The sequence below is a fragment of the Chryseobacterium sp. S90 genome (assembly GCF_047444895.1).
GTDB lineage: Bacteria > Bacteroidota > Bacteroidia > Flavobacteriales > Weeksellaceae > Chryseobacterium.
In genome coordinates, this window is record NZ_JBLGCX010000004.1 from 283,454 (window position 1) to 298,666 (window position 15,213).

The 15,213-nt window shown below is 36.8% G+C and carries 12 protein-coding genes; 2 read left to right on the forward strand and 10 right to left on the reverse strand.

The window, feature by feature from the left end:
* The first annotated feature begins 237 nt into the window (after positions 1 to 237).
* On the forward strand, positions 238 to 768 hold the full coding sequence (xrtF, locus tag ACLMCG_RS13345) for an exosortase family protein XrtF (RefSeq protein ID WP_413959884.1): 531 nt from the start codon (positions 238 to 240) through the stop codon (positions 766 to 768).
* On the forward strand, positions 755 to 1,195 hold the full coding sequence (locus ACLMCG_RS13350; RefSeq protein ID WP_413959885.1) for an exosortase F system-associated membrane protein: 441 nt from the start codon (positions 755 to 757) through the stop codon (positions 1,193 to 1,195). Before xrtF ends, ACLMCG_RS13350 begins: the two co-directional genes overlap by 14 nt.
* Before the next feature lie 13 nt (positions 1,196 to 1,208).
* Here ACLMCG_RS13350 and ACLMCG_RS13355 read toward each other — a convergent pair whose 3' ends face one another.
* The 10 genes from ACLMCG_RS13355 to ACLMCG_RS13400 all read right to left on the reverse strand — a co-directional run bounded on the left by ACLMCG_RS13355 (position 1,209) and on the right by ACLMCG_RS13400 (position 15,187).
* Positions 1,209 to 2,207, reverse strand: coding sequence for a cation diffusion facilitator family transporter (locus ACLMCG_RS13355; RefSeq protein WP_413959886.1), 999 nt, complete (start codon positions 2,205 to 2,207; stop codon positions 1,209 to 1,211).
* A gap of 58 nt (positions 2,208 to 2,265) precedes the next feature.
* Positions 2,266 to 3,258 carry an aspartate-semialdehyde dehydrogenase gene (locus ACLMCG_RS13360; RefSeq protein ID WP_142717221.1) on the reverse strand — a complete coding sequence of 331 codons (993 nt, stop codon included), beginning with the start codon at positions 3,256 to 3,258 and terminating at the stop codon, positions 2,266 to 2,268.
* Positions 3,259 to 3,325: 67 nt separating this feature from the next.
* Complete coding sequence (locus ACLMCG_RS13365; protein ID WP_089692819.1) at positions 3,326 to 3,757, reverse strand: hypothetical protein; 432 nt, start codon at positions 3,755 to 3,757, stop codon at positions 3,326 to 3,328.
* Between the two features lie 86 nt (positions 3,758 to 3,843).
* Positions 3,844 to 6,435: a TonB-dependent receptor gene (locus ACLMCG_RS13370; RefSeq protein ID WP_413959887.1), complete on the reverse strand. Its 2,592-nt coding sequence runs from the start codon at positions 6,433 to 6,435 to the stop codon at positions 3,844 to 3,846.
* A 208-nt stretch (positions 6,436 to 6,643) separates the two neighbouring features.
* Positions 6,644 to 7,504 carry a carboxylating nicotinate-nucleotide diphosphorylase gene (gene nadC, locus ACLMCG_RS13375; protein WP_413959888.1) on the reverse strand — a complete coding sequence of 287 codons (861 nt, stop codon included), beginning with the start codon at positions 7,502 to 7,504 and terminating at the stop codon, positions 6,644 to 6,646.
* 10 nt (positions 7,505 to 7,514) lie between these two features.
* On the reverse strand, positions 7,515 to 8,147 hold the full coding sequence (locus ACLMCG_RS13380) for a hypothetical protein (RefSeq protein WP_223598428.1): 633 nt from the start codon (positions 8,145 to 8,147) through the stop codon (positions 7,515 to 7,517).
* A gap of 10 nt (positions 8,148 to 8,157) precedes the next feature.
* Positions 8,158 to 9,729: an L-aspartate oxidase gene (nadB, locus tag ACLMCG_RS13385; protein WP_213277775.1), complete on the reverse strand. Its 1,572-nt coding sequence runs from the start codon at positions 9,727 to 9,729 to the stop codon at positions 8,158 to 8,160.
* A gap of 32 nt (positions 9,730 to 9,761) precedes the next feature.
* Positions 9,762 to 10,388 (reverse strand): NAD(P)H-dependent oxidoreductase, encoded by a 627-nt coding sequence (locus tag ACLMCG_RS13390; protein WP_223598429.1) that lies wholly within the window; start codon positions 10,386 to 10,388, stop codon positions 9,762 to 9,764.
* 121 nt (positions 10,389 to 10,509) lie between these two features.
* A complete protein-coding gene (locus tag ACLMCG_RS13395; RefSeq protein ID WP_413959889.1) occupies positions 10,510 to 12,768 on the reverse strand; it encodes a T9SS type B sorting domain-containing protein in 2,259 nt (752 codons plus the stop codon).
* Between the two features lie 160 nt (positions 12,769 to 12,928).
* On the reverse strand, positions 12,929 to 15,187 hold the full coding sequence (locus ACLMCG_RS13400) for a lectin-like domain-containing protein (protein ID WP_413959890.1): 2,259 nt from the start codon (positions 15,185 to 15,187) through the stop codon (positions 12,929 to 12,931).
* Positions 15,188 to 15,213: the final 26 nt, after the last annotated feature.

Consider the following 15,213-nt stretch of genomic DNA (forward strand, 5'->3'; position numbering starts at 1 on the left):
TGGAAACAAATATACTAAATTAACGTGAGTTGGGAATTATAGTTTAAAGAAGTGAAAATGTGAAAGGAAGAGACCGTTGTAATGAAGGTGTAAAAGAAGTGTTGAATATTTATTTTATGAAAGATTTTAAAGAAAATTTTACAGTATTATATCCCATAATCGAAAGATCTGATGAGTGTTTTTTAAGTTTCTTGATTCAAATTCAGGATATTACAGTCTAATTTTTATCTTTGCAGAATGCTGAAAGACTTTAAACCTGTTTTAGGTATTTTATTGCGTTTCATTATTATTTACCTGGTATTGCTTTTTGCCTATCAGTTCTATCTGAATAGTGGTAAAGATGCCGGGTTGGACTCTTTTTCAAGAATAATTGCCAATCAGGTAGCTGCTCTGCAGAATAGCATAGGTTATCCTACGGAGCTTTATGATGACGTAAAGAATGAGCAGGTTTGGTTTTATGTAAAACAACGCTATGAGACGAGAATGGTGGAGGGCTGTAATGCTGTTTCTGTGATCATTTTGTTTGTTTCTTTCGTTTTCGCTTTTTATAAAGGAATGAAAACCTTTGTCTTTGTTGGGGCAGGGTTGATTATCCTATACATAATGAATCTTCTAAGAATTGTAGGCTTGAATATCGTCATGACAGATCATAAAGAATATGGTAAAATGTTCCATGATTTTATTTTTCCTGCTATTATTTATGGAAGTGTCGTTGTGCTTTGGCTGATCTGGATTAAATTTTTTGCTTTAAAACATGAAAATTCTTAATTGGCTTCTGGTTATAGCAGGAATCTGCGGATTGATTGGGGTGAGAGCTCTGGAGGATACTCTTTTTTATGATCCTTTCCTTGGTTATTTCCATGAAGCGAATAAACATATTGAATTCCCTGCATTTGAATGGGGAAAACTGATTGCCGGACATTTGTTTAGATTCGTTTTAAATCTTTTGTTTTCCTGCCTGATCATTTATGGTTTATTCAAAAACAAACAATGGGCATTGCAGGGTGCAGTAATGATCGTTGCTGTCTTTGCTATTACATTACCGATTTACCTGTACTGTATTCATGATAAATTTGAAATAGGATACTTATTTTCGTTCTATATGAGAAGGTTTGTAATCCAGCCTTTGATTATACTGCTGATTGTTCCGATGTTTTATTACAGAAAGCAGATGATGGATAAAGAGGGTACATAAGTGAATGTATTATTTATTCTACGGTGTGTTTATCTACACTGGTTACATTTTCCGGAGTCCATTCTACTCGTTTGATAAAATCTTTTTCGCGGACAGGGCAGTCTTTGATCTGGCAGACCGGGCATGAAATCGGTTTACAATCATCCATATGAAAATTGAACTCAATGCTTCGTTTCATATTTTTGGCAAGAAGGATAATTACCTTTTCCATTTCACTGTGGGCATCACGAAGGTCGTAATACCATGGCAATGTTATGTGAGCATCAATATGCAAGGAAGAACCAAACTGCTGTATTTTCATATTGTGTACGTCAATCCATTCTATTTGTCTGTTTCCTTCAAGGATTCTGATGACCTGATTCAGTATTTCGGGATCCTGCTCATCCATGATACCGCTTAAAGATTTTCGGACGATTTTATAGCCAACAAATATGATGTAAAGCCCAAAAGATAGTGCTACCGCTGAATCCAGCCAATAAATTTTAGTAAAATAAACAATCACTAAACTGATAACTACTCCAAGGGTGGTAATGGTATCGGACTGAAGATGTTTACCGGATGAAATAAGAACCAGAGAGTTTTCTCTTTTCCCTTTTTTTATAGAAATATATCCCAACAGATAATTAATGATTGCCGTGGCTGCAATAATCCATATCCCAAGATCTATTTTACTAAGCGTTTTTCCTACAATAAGACTGTGGATCCCTTCATAGATAATCATAACACCGGCAATAGCGATAAGAGCTCCTTCAATACCGGAAGTCACAAATTCTACTTTCCCGTGGCCGTATGGATGGTCTTCATCTTTAGGCTTGGCCGCAAGATGGAGTGAATAAAGCCCCATGAATGCACTGATGACATTGACGATACTTTCCATAGCATCAGAAAATACTGCATCAGAGTTGGTGAGTTTCCAGGCAATAATCTTTCCGATGAAAAGGATGATCCCGAATATAGCAATAAGCTTTTGAAATCCTATTTTCTCTTTGTGGGCATTTTTCTGGGTATTCATATTTGAGTTTGATAAAAAAAAGAATCTCAATTTTGAGACTCTTTTTTATTTTGTTAGTTTATACTAAGTTGTTTGCTACAAGGTATTCTGCGATTTGTACAGCGTTGGTTGCTGCTCCTTTCCTCAGGTTGTCTGCAACGATCCAGAGGTTGAGCGTTTTGGGCTGTGACAAATCTCGTCTGATTCTTCCTACGAAGACTTCATCTTTTCCTTCCGAATATAAAGGCATCGGATACTGGTTGTTTTTCACATCATCCATTACGATAACACCGGGAGTTTCGGATAAGATTTTTCTTACTTCATCTAATTCAAATTCATTTTCGAATTCAATATTTACACTTTCAGAATGTCCTCCCTGAACCGGAACTCTTACAGCTGTTGCTGTTAAGTTAAAGGTATCGTCTCCTAAAATCTTTTTAGGCTCCTTCATCAGTTTGATCTCTTCTTTGGTGTAATCATCATCAGCAAATACATCACAGTGCGGCAATGCATTTTTGAAGATCTGATAAGGATATACTTTTGCGATAGAATCATCTCCACTGATTTCACCGTTTAGCTGGTCTACAGCAGCTTTTCCAGTTCCTGTTACAGACTGATACGTAGAAACAATTACTCTTTTTAAATCATATTTTTTGTTCAAAGGTCCTAAAACCATTACCAATTGGATGGTAGAACAGTTTGGATTTGCAATGATTTTATCTTCTTTTGTCAAAACATCAGCATTGATCTCAGGAACTACGAGTTTTTTATCAGGGTCCATTCTCCATGCAGAAGAATTATCAATTACTGTGATTCCTGCTTCTGCAAATAAGGGTGCAAACTCAAGGGAAGTAGATCCACCTGCAGAGAAGATTGCAATATCCGGTTTGGCAGCTATAGCGTCCTTCATGCTTACGATCGTAAATTCCTTCTGTTTATACTTCACCTTCTTGCCTACAGATCTTTCGGATGCTACCGGGATTAATTCTGTTACAGGGAAGTTTCTCTCCTCCAAAACTTTAAGCATAACTTGTCCAACCATTCCTGTTGAACCTACTACAGCTACTTTCATTGATTTAATTAAAAATTTAAGATTAAACTATTTATAAATTATAACGCATATAATTTCTTTGTCTGTTTTAAGCTCCAAAGACTCTTGTCCAAGGAAACGCGAATGCAAATAAACCTACTGCAATCAGTCCCATGATCACTACTCCTAAAGAAATAGTATCATTGGATTTTACTTTTTTGTTGACAATAGTCATCAAAACGGCTGCAATAAGCATAGAGAATGGGTGTTCAACATATTGAAATCTCAATGCTGCATTTTTCATTACTTCTCCCATGTTTAATCCTTTGCTAAAAGTTGTGATCAACATAATGATTCCTAATAAAAACTGAACGTGGAAGAAAATCATTGTGAAAAGGGTTGTTTTCTTCAAAAATTTGTTCACTTTTCCACTGAAACCGAACATGGTAGCTAAAAGTGCAATGATAAATAATGTTACCAAAAGAATTTCAAGATACCCGAAACCTTTGTGGGCATTAAGTAAAATGTTGTAAAAATCCATAATCCTATTTTTTTGTACACAAAGATAACAAAAATCCCGGCTCAAAGCCGGGATTGATATTTATAAAATCTAATATTGTGATATTATTAGAAGTTGAATGATAATGTTGCTGCCCAAGTAGTTCCGAATCCGAAATAAGCACGGTTACCTGTTGCTATTCCATTGTACATCATACCAAGTTGCTCGTAAGTCTGCTTAGCAGTGTTGTTTGATCCATCAGCAAGTTTAGTTGGAACATCGTTAGCAAAAACACTTGTAGCTGAGTCAGAGATATAAATTTTATCAAACAGGTTATAAACGTTAGCTCCAATAGTAAAGTATTGAGCTTCGTTTTGTAATCTGATTTTGTAAGAGAAACCTACATCGAACAAGTTGAAATCTGGTAGTTTCAATACTCCTCTGTCTTGAGCTGCAATATTGGTAAATGTTCCAGCGTCAATAGTAGAATAAAGTTTACCTACATATCTCCATGTTCCAAAGATGTTAAGGTCTTTTACCGGTTTTACAGTAAGACCTAATGACGCAGTCATCTGAGGAATACTGTTGTTACTTGAACCTCCTACTTTTACTTTATCTAAGTATAATTCGTTTCCTGATGAACCAGCTAAAGTAACAGGGTTGTTGTTATCATCGAAAGAAGCTACGCTAGCATTTCCTTTATAATAGTAATCTCCCCAAGAGAACATACCCTGAATTTCTAAGAAACGGTTTGGTTTGTAAACTCCATCAAATTCAACTCCCTGGTGAACTTCAGTAATACCATTGATTTCAGAATAACCTGTAGTTGTTGTACCGTCTGCTAAAGTGAAAGTCTGACCTGTTTTTCTCAACCATCTGTCTTTCCACTGTGTTCTGTATACGTTAACATTTGCAGTGAATTTTGCAGATCTGAATCCATAACCAATTTCAGCAGAAGAAATCTTCTCGTTAGTTAAATAAGGGTTAACAAGTTGTTGGTTACTTGGATACACTGTGTTAAGGAATGGTTGTTTGCTATAATAACCTAAGTTAGCAAAAACGTTATGTTGCTCGTTAATGTTATAGTTAGCACCCCCTTTAATATTATATCCGAAAATGTTTTTAAATCCTGTTTTCGTGTTTACTGTTTGTCCTTTTAATGTACTTCCATCTACTACGTAGTTATCAATTCTCTGATAACCTTGGTTAGATACGGAACCTTGTAAGAATGCAGATAGATTGTCTTTAGTATATTCTACCTGTGCAAATCCACTGTACCAAAGTACTTCTCCATCATTGCTGTATCCTACCTGATCTTCAGCTGGAGCTAATTTTCCTCCGAAAGGATTCCAAGTAAGTTTTTTATAATCATAAAGTGTGTTTACGATTCTTGGAGCAGGTAAGTTTTTATTAGCTGCATCTTTATATCCTTTAGCTCCATAAAGATCTGTAAGAACCTGATAGTGATAACCATAGTAATATCTGTCATCTGTACCTATTGAGAAGTTCCAGTTGTCATTGATTTTATGTTGGAAGTTAGCCAAGATACCATACCAGTTGTGAGAGTTAATATTTGATCTACGAACCAAAGTACTTCCTGCACCTGCAGTATTTAAATTAACCGCTGCGTTAGCCGCAAAAATAGCATCATAGTTGAAATGACCTGCTGCATCATAGAAATCAGTCATTCCTTTTCCTCCTACTTTACCTAAGTCACCTGTTCCACCACCTCTACCGTTAGACATGTATAAAACTGTACTTAGTTTAGATTTTTCACTCATTGTCCAGTCCCAGTTCAACATCATTACCGGCTTAGCATAGTAGTTTGATCTGTTTGCTAAAGCAACTTTATTTCCGTTAGCATCTGTGTAGTAACCAAAATCTGAATTGTATCTTCTATAAGGAGTTCCATCGTGATCAGGATTATAGTTGATATAATTTTGAATAGTTGGAGCAAAAGTTCTTTGATCATGCCACTGAGGAGCAGATGTTATTGTAAACTGTAAGTTATGTTTTTTATTGATTTCATAACCTAATGCAAAGAAATATGCATAAGATTCGTAATCTGTATTTTCAATATAAGTTCCTCCGGCTTGTCTGCTCATTAAGAATGATGCAGATACACCATCTTTAGATTTTCCTGTATTATAAGAAAATGAAGTTTTTAAATAATCGTTGTTACCAACTCCTAATCTGATTACCCCTCCTTTTTTCATATCAGCAGAACGGGTAAGGAAGTTTACTGTTCCCCCTACAGAAGCAATAGCCAATTTAGAAGAACCTAAACCTCTCTGAACTTGTAATGTACTTGTTACATCAGATAAGCCAGTCCAGTTTGAGAAATAAACAGCACCACCTTCCATATCGTTAACTGGCATACCGTTTACCATTACAGCAATGTTTCTAGATTCGAAACCTCTGATTGTAAGACCTCCATCACCAAAACCACCTCCGGATTTTGTAGCATAAACAGATGGAGTAGTGTTCAAAATCTCAGGTAACTCCTGGTTACCTAATCTTTCTGCAAGTTGTGCTGCTTTAATGGTAGAAGCAGCAACAGGTGTCTTTCTATCTTTAGCGATATCCGTAACACCTCTTAAGATTACCTCGTCAATATCTTTGGACTTTTGCACTGTGTCCTGAACTTGTTGAGCGTAATAAACACTAGCTGTAGATAATGTAATAACCGCAGTTAGTATCGATTTGTTGATTAATTTCATAATCGTTAGTAATAATTAGATTTAATTTTCTGCAAAATTCGCAAAATAAAATTTAACTATTATTAACTCAATGTTAATTTTTAATCAGTCTTAATAATGTTAATGTATTAAAAATCAGTGTTATGGCTAAAAATTGAATTTTTTTATGAAAAAAGTCATGTTATTGAATTTTTAACAAAGTGGGGGTGTTTTTGTTAAAAATTCAACGCTATTTCACTGCTTTGAGACTCAAATCTATATTCTCAGCAGAGTGTGTAAGGGCCCCTACAGAGATGAATGTAACCCCTGTGGAAGCAATTTCTTTAAGCATATCACGGGTAATTCCACCTGAAGCTTCAGACTCACATGAACCGTTGATCATTTTTACAGCTTCCTTCATGGTCTTTACATCCATGTTATCAAGCATAATTCTGTCAACCTTTGCATTGATGGCTTCCTGAACTTCCTCAAGGTTTCTTGTTTCAACCTCTATTTTTAACTTTTTTTTGTTCTTTTTAACGTAGTCTTTGGCCATTGCCACTGCATTGGTAATGCTTCCGTTGTAATCAATGTGATTATCTTTCAGCATAATCATGTCATAAAGGCCATATCTGTGATTAGTTCCGCCACCTATGGCAACTGCCCATTTTTCACACATTCTGAAATTAGGAGTTGTTTTTCTTGTATCTAAAAGTTTAGTTTTTGTACCTACCAACCTTGAATCCCAGTCGTGGGTAAGGGTAGCAATACCGCTCATTCTTTGCATGCAGTTAAGAACGAATCTCTCTGTAGAAAGAATAGATCTGGCACTTCCTGTTACAATAAGAGCTACATCTCCGAATTTGCAAGGAGTTCCATCTTTAATGAAAACTTCTACTTTCAGATTTTTGTCAAAAGTCTTGAAAATGATTTCCGCCAGCTCAACTCCTGCAAGAATGCAGTCCTGTTTTACTAAAAGCTTTGCACTTTGTATAAGATCTTGGGGTATGGTAGACAGGGTGGAGTGGTCTCCGTCCTGAATATCTTCCTCAAGTGCGTTTTTTATAAATGTCTTTAATGCTTTATCTGTTACGTATGCTGGTCTTTTCATAATTTTGATTTTAGTAATAAAAGGAGGATCTTTTTCCGAATAATAAATCGTGAATAATGAAGAGCAAAAGAACTTCATTTTGCTTTGCGTCTATTTTTTCAAAATCTATATTGTCTTTTATTTTTACGTTGTTTTGATTAATGGCTTGAAACTCCAATACCTGTTTTCCGTTTCGTCCTTGTGGTATGATTTTATAGTTCCATTTAAAATTATCCCAATTATATTCCTGAGTGTAGTAAGTGATTTTTTCTCTATTGAATGTTAAAATCGGATATTGAGAATTATTGATATAGTATAGCGTTAAGCGTAACTTATTATCTTTAATTATATTATTTAAATCAAATTTTAAACTTCCATAATAATCTGGTTTTCCCAACCCTTGCATGTTGCATAAAAGATTTAAAGCTAAAGGGTATTTGGATCTGGGAACAATAATCTTTTTTAATAATGTGACACCATATAATGCGAAAAAAATTCCCAAAAGCATTATTCCTGCAAGGATGGCTATATTTGAAAAAGCATCAATTTTTTTATCTTGCTCCCAAAAATTTAATAATACTAAACCACAAGTCAATGAAAGTATCATTCTTGAATAGAATAAGATATTGACTGTTGTAAGAATATTTAAATTCAGGATTTTCATTTGTTTAAAATTAAACCAAATCTTTATTATAAAATGCTCCTTTATTCTCTGTCATTTCCATGGATTGGGTAATGATGAGGTGGGCAACTGTTGTAAGGTTTCTTAATTCCGATAATTGTGGAGAAAGAATAGAGTAGTGGTAGATCTCATCTACGGCAGCGGCAATCTCCTGGTGTTTCTGCAATGCCATATTTAAACGTCTGTTGCTTCTTACAATACCTACCAGGTCGCTCATCATTTCCTGAAGCTGTTTTCTGAGATAGCTTACAATGACCATTTCGTCCATGATTTTCATTCCTTCTTCATTCCATTCCGGCACTGCTTTCAGGTCGTCAAAGTTGAAATTGTTTTCATTCAGAAGTTCTACTGTTTTCATAGCAGCATTGTGCCCGAAAACCAAACCTTCAAGAAGTGAGTTTGAAGCAAGTCTGTTGGCTCCGTGAAGTCCTGAGTTGGTGCATTCTCCTACAGCAAAAAGATTTCTGATGGAGGACTGTCCGTCTCTGTCAACTTCAATTCCGCCCATTAGATAGTGGCAGGCTGGTACAACAGGGATTAGCTGAGTGAAGGGATCAATTCCTTCGTCTCTGCATTTTTTATAAATATTTGGGAAATGTTCTAAGAATTTTTCATGGTTCATTTCCTTGCAGTCTAAACCGACAAATTCGTCTCCGGTGATTTTCATTTCGGCATCGATGGCTCTTGCAACAATATCTCTGGATGCTAATTCTTCACGTTCATCATATTTGTGCATGAATTTTTCACCCCTTTTGGTTCTTAATTTTGCTCCGTCTCCACGAACTGCTTCTGAAATTAAAAACAACATTCCATCCATTTTGCTGTACAAAGCTGTGGGATGGAACTGGTAATATTGCATATTGGAAACCTTTCCTTTTGCACGGGCTACAAAAGCAATTCCGTCTCCTGTAGCAATGGTAGGATTGGTTGTGTTTTTATAAACATGTCCGGCGCCTCCTGTAGCAGCCAGTGTTATTTTGGAAGTGATTTTTTTGATGGTTTTGGACTTTTCATCCAGGATGTAAGCGCCATAACAATGGATATCACCTTCGTTGAGTTCTTTTCCGGGAACATGGTGCTGTGTGATGATATCAATGACATAATGATGGTCAAGAATTTCAATATTCGGACTGTTATTGGCTGTTTCCAGCAAAGCCCGTTCGATTTCAAACCCTGTAATATCTTTGTGATGTACGATTCTGTTTTCAGTATGGCCTCCTTCTCTTCCTAAAGCGAATTTGCCATTCTTCATGTCAAACTGAGCGCCCCATTCTACAATTTCGTTGAATCTTGCAGGAGCTTCTCTTACTACCATTTCTACGACATCGCGTTTGTTTTCTCCGTCACCGGCACGCATCGTATCGTCAATATGTTTTTGGAAATTGTCATTCTGAAAATCTGTAACAACAGCCAGACCGCCTTGTGCATATTTGGTATTGCTTTCGTCTTCGTCAGATTTTGTTACAATAATGATTTTGGCATCAGGGAGCTGTTCAGAAACTTTAATGGCATAGGAAAGTCCGGAAATGCCGGAACCGATTACTAATACATCCGCTTTTATCATATGCTTGCTTTAGGTACAATCGTTTAAAACGATTAAATAAATTTAAACAATTTTTCGTTTGGTTTCCTTACTTTTTTCATGTGCTGAAAATGGTCTTCTTCAGAACGGTAGCCTAAAGCGAGGGTAACAGTTACTTTTTCTGTTTCGGGATTGATGTTCAGAATTTCTTCTATAAGATCCTGACGGAAGCCTTCCATAGGACAGGAGTCTATACTTTCAATAGCAGCGGCATACATCAGATTGGCCAATACTATATAAGATTGTTTTTCTGCCCAGTTGAAAATTTCATCCTGTGTTTTCTGCGTGATATGCTGATTAATACTGTTTCTGAATGGATCCAGTTTTTCAACAGGAGTATCTCTTACTTCAGATATATGATTAAAATATCCCCGGATATAGTTCTCTTCAATGATTTTCTTTGAAATAATAACAATAAGATGAGAACAGGTAGATATCTGAGAAGGATTATAGAAAGCCGGGATTAATTTCTGCTTCATTTCCTCGCTCTCAACAATAACCATTTTATAGGGCTGAAGTCCCAGAGAACTGGCAGACAGCTTTCCTGACTCAAGAATATTGTGAAGAGTTTCCTGAGGAATAATCTGATGATTGAATTTTTTTACAGAATATCTTCTGCTTAAAGCTTCCAAATAATTCATAGGACAAATTTAAGAATTGAATATGAATAAAGAGTCTTTAAAATGAAATATCTCCGCCCTGTTAATACAAAAAATCACCCCGGCTGGCGGGGTGATTCTTTTGATAAGATGGAAAGTGTAATTATTCTCTGTTTTTTACAACAATCCAACCTGAGAATTTTATCGGAGTACTGTTTTTATTATTTTCATTCCATGAAACAGAATACCAGTAATTTCCTGTAGGAACTTTTTTGCTTCCATTAGTGGTACCTGCCCATTTGTAGCCATTGGTTTTATCGGCCTGGAACATTTTGTAACCATATCTGTCGAAGATTCCTATTTCCAGATTCTGTTTGTTGGCAAGTGCAGAATAATCAACAAAATCATTAATACCATCATCATTAGGAGTAATCACGTTGATCAGATTAGGTACCGTAATATTAACTTCCACAGGAACGCAATTATAACCGTCTCTTACATATATTTTAGCTTCTCCTCTGGCAATATTGGTAAAGATATTGGAATCCTGCCAGTTGATATTATCCATAGAATACTGGTAAGGAGGAGTTCCTCCATTGGCATATATTGTCACTGTGCTTCCTGAAATATCAACAGTGGTAACAACCGGATTATCGGAAGGATATACTGTTACTTTTTGTGTGGCAACACAATCTCCGGTTTTAAGTTTTACCCAGTAGGTGCCTACTCCTACATTTTTGATCGATTGAGTGGTAGCTCCTGTGCTCCATTCATAGCTTTTGAAACCAGCTCCAGCATCTAATGTTGTTGTATTTTCTATACAGATCGTCTGATCAAGTAATGTTCTTGAGAATACTGGAGGAATGACGGTTAAAGTAACTTTAGCAATTGAATAACATCCGTTTGCGCTGAATACTTTAATGTAAACAACTCCATTAGGAGCGATGTATGCCGCAGGAGTTGAGATTGCATTAGTTCCGCTGATGGCGTCAGCTAATGATGGGTAGTATTCTTTTGTAAGTGCACCTTGAGAAACGATAGCTCCAGTAAGATTAAAAGATGCCATAGATGGATTGGTTTCTATAAAGCATGATTTTATTTCAACATCATTGACAACCACAACGGGATAGATGTTAAGTGTAATTTTAGCTGTACTTACACAACCCTGAGGAGTAGTTACCCTTACGTATATTGTAGCTGCTGCAGAAGCATAAGCAGAAGGGTTTGTTATCTGATTTGTACCATTATTCATATCGTATAAGGTAGGGTAGAATTCCTTGGTAGCTCCGGCAACAGTGGTTACAGTGGCAGTGTTAAGATCAAATGTTGCCGTTCCCGCATTGTTATTATTACAGCCTGTAAGGCTGGCATCTGTTGCCGCAAATGGAGTAGGATTAAGCTGAATGACTCCATCACCATTATCACAAAGAGTAGAAGTAGGGTCTTTTACAACAACCTTAATGGTAGTGTTTCCTGAATATTGGAAACTTGAAGGATTGGCAATAGGCGTAGAACTTCCCAAAACATAATAAGTGAAAACATAGTTTGCAGGATTATTTACAAATTGAGAGTTGAAAGAAGTAAGATCCACTACACCATTTCCGGTAGCTGGATTTGTACATACGAAAGGACTTACCGTATTACTTAAAATAGGAACTTTATCTACGAATACTTTAACATCTTTAATAGAGTGTCTTGCACTGGCACCTCCGGTTGCTGCTGAGAAACCGAAATACCCCTGTGACATTCCTACTGCACCTCCGGAAGGAGCAAAAGACTGATCTACGATAAGTACACCATTGATTCTTACTTTAATAATCCAGTTTGTAGGATTGGTAAGATCTGTTTCTCCGTTTACTTCAACGTGTCTGTAGGTGTCTCCTACAAAAGGCTGAGTGGCAATAAGGTCCTGAGAATGGAATGTACTTCCCGGAGTGGTATTGAATTCGATATTATTTCCAGCTGTATTATTGGTGCCATAAAGAATGTGAACTTTACTCATCTGTCCCTCAGTAGTATTGTTGAAGATGTCAAAACCAACCATTAACCCGGAAGCATTCGCGGGGATACCAAGTCCTCCTCCTGAAACGAATCCTGTAGGTGGATTGGCAAGATACCAGAAGGTAAAACCATCTCCTTTTCCAAACTGAGTAGTTCCGTTTCCGTCAATTCTGAAATCGAATTCCACTTTCCATTTATCACAATAGCTCAGGGTAATAGGAGTGGATAATTTTACAGCCCCGTATCTGCTGGTCTGATCGGTGGTAAGCCTCACAAAGTCTCCGCTTACTACAGCATCAGAGACAAGATCCCAGCCCGTTGTATTTACAGGGTTTCCGGTAAGCTGGTATGTTTGTGAAAATACCCTTCCCGGCAAGCATAATAAGATAGTCAGTAAAAAAATGAGTATATTTTTTTTCATAGTGGATGGATTATGATGTTATTTGTTTTTTTGATATAAAATTGATTTGTTACATGTTTAATTTGATTATAAAAGCAATGTTTAATTTCAAATTCAGGAGCAGAAAACCCTTATTTTAATACCAAAACTACCCCATATGAGGTAGTTTCGGATACTAAATTTATTCTCTGTTTTTAACCAATACCCAGCCTGAATATTTGGTTTCTGTATTGTCTTTATTGTTCTCATTCCATGAGATCGTGTACCAGTAAGTTCCTGTAAGAACTTTTTTACCGGAAGCTGTTCCGTCCCATGTGAAGTTTCTCATTTTTCCAGCCTCATACAATTTATTACCATATCTGTCATAGACGATAAATACCAGGTTTTTCTTGTAAGAAAGCGCTGAGTAGTCAATGAAGTCGTTTACATTATCGCCGTTTGGAGTGATGGCGTTAATCAGATTAGGTACGGTAATCTGAACTTCAACAGGAGTACAGTTATAGAAGTCTTTTACATACACTCTTACTTCTCCTCTTGCGAGTCCGGTGAAAATATTGCTGGTTTGCCAGTTGACTCCATCAAGAGAGAATTGATACTGAGGTTTTCCTCCCGCTACATTTACCGTGATTGTGTTGTTGTCAATATCAATGCTGGAGATCACAGGATTTGCAGATGCGTTTATTTTTACAATCTGCGTTGTGAAACAGTTCCCAGTTTTAAGTCTCACCCAATAAACACCTACTCCCAGATCTTTAACAGATGAGGTGGTTGCTCCGGTGCTCCATTCATAGCCATCAAATCCAGGACCTGCATCCAGATCTGTTTTTTCACCTATACAAATGGTTTTGTCTTTCAACACCGAAGATGTTACGGGCGGTAATACAATAAGGTTGATTTTAGCAATATTGAAACATCCGTTGGCATCTGTTACTTTTGCGTACACGACAGTACTTGTAGATAAGTACTGAAGGGGATTCATGATCTCATTGGTTCCGTCTAAAGCATTCGCAATGGAGGTGTAGTATTTTTTTGTCACACCGCTGCTTAATGTAGTAACATTCGCAGTGGTCAGATTAAAAATAGCACTGGTAATATTAGTTTCAATAAAGCATGATCTAAGTGTAGCTTCCTGCACAGGAGTGTCCGGGTAAAATGCCAGCGTGATTTTTGCTGTACCTGTACATCCCTGAGGGGTTGTTACTTTTACATATACTTCTCCGGGAGCAGAGAAGTAACTGCCGGGATTTTGAATTTCATTCGTGTCTGCATTAAGGTCAGCTAAAGTTTTATAATATTTTTTAACAGCACCGGGAACGCCTGTAACATTTGCTGAATTCAGGTTGAAAGTGGCTGTTCCTGCTTTGTTGTTATTACATACGGTAATTGTTTTATCCTCAGCTTTAAATGGAGCAAGAACCAGTAATATTTTACCATCCGGATTGTCACAGAGCAGTCCGGCATTATCTTTAATAACAACAGTAACCGTTGTGTTTGCATTGAATTGATAATTGGCAGGATTAGCAATTGGAGTAGAGCTTCCCAGTGGATAATAAGTAAATGTATAGTTTGAAGGATTGTTAACAAATTGCGAATTGAAAGATGTCAGGTTTACAGATCCGTATCCGGTAGTAGGATTAGGACAGAAAGACTGAGTTGCTGAGTTTTGTAAAATAGGAACTTTATCAGTATAAATTTTTACATTTTTAATAGAATGTCTTGATCTTGCACCTCCTGTAGAAGCTGAGAATCCAAAATATCCTACCGTCATTGCAGCAGCTGTCCCGGAAGGAGCAAAAGACTGGTTGCAAATTACATTACCGTCTATTGTTATTTTTAAGATCCAGCTGGTAGGAGCCGCGGGATTTACCTGTGCAGTTACTTCAACATGTTTAAAGGTGGTGCCCTGAAAGGGTTGTGTAGTGTTTAAATCTGGTGAGTGAAAGGAACTTCCCGCAACATTGAAAAATTCAACGTTATTGGTATCACTCGTATTTTGAACTTGCCCGTAAGCAACGTGAACCTTGCTCATTGTAGCAGTCGTAGTATTGTTATAAGTGTCAAATCCTACAACAAGACCTACTGCATTTTGAGATACTCCGAGCCCGGATCCCAATACACTGGCGACAGGCGGATTGGCCAGATACCAGAAGGCAATTCCGTCTCCGTTGGAGGTTTGGTTGGAATCCATCCTGAAATCAAACTCCACTCTCCATTTATCACAATATTTTAAATTGATAGGGTCATTCAGTCTGATAGAACCGGATTGATTATTGGTATCCGGAGTAAGCTGAATAAAATCTGTGTTTACCTGAGTAGGGGAAACCATCGTCCATCCAGTAGTAGTCACCGGGTTTCCGATAAGCTGATAAGTCTGTGCAAAGGACTTTCCGGCTATACAGAGTAAAAAAACAGATAAATACAATAATAGATTTTTATTCATTTAAATGGGACTTTGATTAATGTGTA

Coding starts and splice junctions, on each gene's coding strand:
- ACLMCG_RS13360 (WP_142717221.1), bottom strand. CDS start 3,258: ATGAAAGTAGCTGTAGTAGGTTCAACAGGAATGGTTGGACAAGTTATG.
- ACLMCG_RS13395 (WP_413959889.1), bottom strand. CDS start 12,768: ATGAAAAAAAATATACTCATTTTTTTACTGACTATCTTATTATGCTTG.
- ACLMCG_RS13390 (WP_223598429.1), bottom strand. CDS start 10,388: ATGAATTATTTGGAAGCTTTAAGCAGAAGATATTCTGTAAAAAAATTC.
- nadC (WP_413959888.1), bottom strand. CDS start 7,504: ATGAAAAGACCAGCATACGTAACAGATAAAGCATTAAAGACATTTATA.
- ACLMCG_RS13400 (WP_413959890.1), bottom strand. CDS start 15,187: ATGAATAAAAATCTATTATTGTATTTATCTGTTTTTTTACTCTGTATA.
- ACLMCG_RS13370 (WP_413959887.1), bottom strand. CDS start 6,435: ATGAAATTAATCAACAAATCGATACTAACTGCGGTTATTACATTATCT.
- ACLMCG_RS13350 (WP_413959885.1), top strand. CDS start 755: ATGAAAATTCTTAATTGGCTTCTGGTTATAGCAGGAATCTGCGGATTG.
- ACLMCG_RS13380 (WP_223598428.1), bottom strand. CDS start 8,147: ATGAAAATCCTGAATTTAAATATTCTTACAACAGTCAATATCTTATTC.
- xrtF (WP_413959884.1), top strand. CDS start 238: ATGCTGAAAGACTTTAAACCTGTTTTAGGTATTTTATTGCGTTTCATT.
- ACLMCG_RS13365 (WP_089692819.1), bottom strand. CDS start 3,757: ATGGATTTTTACAACATTTTACTTAATGCCCACAAAGGTTTCGGGTAT.
- ACLMCG_RS13355 (WP_413959886.1), bottom strand. CDS start 2,207: ATGAATACCCAGAAAAATGCCCACAAAGAGAAAATAGGATTTCAAAAG.
- nadB (WP_213277775.1), bottom strand. CDS start 9,729: ATGATAAAAGCGGATGTATTAGTAATCGGTTCCGGCATTTCCGGACTT.